This window comes from Rhodoferax sp. ZS1R8, assembly GCF_056521325.1.
Map to the genome: position 1 here is coordinate 1 of NZ_JBWMBA010000201.1, position 1,038 is coordinate 1,038.

Consider the following 1,038-nt stretch of genomic DNA (forward strand, 5'->3'; position numbering starts at 1 on the left):
TCACCTTGGGCCGCCTGGGTGGGGAAGCGTTTGGCGTTCTGACCCTTATCTGGGGTCTGATTGGATACGTCAGCGTGTTCGATATGGGCGTTGGCCGTGCCTTGACTGTTCAACTCAGCCAGTTGACAGCCAGTGGGCGGGATGCAGAGACGGGTCCCACGCTGCGTGCCGGCATGTTGTTGACTGCCGCTGCTGGCTTGCTGGGTGTTGCCCTGATCAGCGTATTGGCGCCGGTTTTGGCCCACCAGTGGCTCAAAATCAGCCCCGCTTTGCAGGACGATGCCCGGCAGGCTTTCCTGGTGGCTGCAGTAGGCGTTTTGCCCACCACACTGGCAAGCGGTTTGCGGGGTGCGTTGGAGGGGCTGGACAGGTTTGCAGCTTCCAACCTAACGCGCATTGTGTTGGGTGTCTGGATGTTCGCGTTACCTGCATGGTCGGTCTATTTCCATGGGCCACAACTGGAGTTGGTGGCTTTGTATTTGGTGCTGGGCCGTTGCCTGGTGGTGCTTACCATGGTGCTGCAATTGCGCCGTAACTGGTGGGCGGGTGGTTTGGGTTTTGCCCGGCGCCATGTACAGTCGCTTTGGAACTATGGTGTTTGGGTGACGGTTACGGGCATCGTTGGACCTTTAATGGTTTACGGCGACCGGTTCTTTGTGAGCGCCGCAGTGGGCGCAGAGCAGTTGCCCTATTACGCCATCCCACAAGATGTATTGCTGCGCCTATTGCTGATTCCGATGGCGTTAACGGGCGCCCTATTGCCTAGATTGGCGTCCATGGGCGCCGCCGAAGCGGCAAATGCTTACAGTCAGACTTATCGCAGAGTCGGCGTCGCCATGTTGGCCATTTGTAGTGTTGCGGCTGCTTTTGCCTATCCCGCTATGTCTGTCTGGAGTTCGGAGAGTTTTGCCAGCGCGGCGCTGCCAGTCGTGTTGGTGCTGTGCGTGGGCGTATGGGTGAACGCTTTGGCTTCTGTGCCTTACACGCTCTTGCACGCCAAGGGCAATCCGCGGCTGACTGCCATTTTCCACATGGTCG

Annotated in this window: 1 protein-coding gene; it reads left to right on the top strand. The window is 58.6% G+C overall.

Going from position 1 to position 1,038, the window contains the following annotated elements:
* A partial coding sequence (locus AC097P_RS24985) for an oligosaccharide flippase family protein (RefSeq protein WP_479613104.1) occupies positions 1–1,038 on the top strand: 1,038 nt, incomplete at both ends.